This is a genomic window from Bittarella massiliensis (ex Durand et al. 2017), assembly GCF_017566145.1.
GTDB classification, from domain to species: Bacteria; Bacillota; Clostridia; order Oscillospirales; family Ruminococcaceae; genus Bittarella; species Bittarella massiliensis_A.
In genome coordinates, this window is record NZ_JABFCL010000170.1 from 1 (window position 1) to 226 (window position 226).

At 47.3% G+C, this 226-nt stretch carries 1 protein-coding gene; it reads left to right on the forward strand.

Annotation, left to right across the window (positions count from 1 at the left end; genetic code table 11):
- On the forward strand, window positions 1-226 hold a 226-nt coding region (locus tag HJY11_RS13910; RefSeq protein ID WP_208076492.1), incomplete at both ends, for a hypothetical protein.

Consider the following 226-nt stretch of genomic DNA (forward strand, 5'->3'; position numbering starts at 1 on the left):
TGATCGGTATGGCGCCGTTTGCATTACCATACTGGAAAGCACTTTTAATTCTGATCAGCCTGGGACTGGGGGCCATTATGATGCTGATCGGTTTTGCTCTGGCTGCTTCGGCACTTGGAACGTCCTCCTTTATCAGTGTTCTGGTTACATTGGCATTTTTTGTTCTGCCGATCTTTTTGTGGGGAGTGTGGGATATTCCGTGGCTCAATCATCTCTTGGAACTATG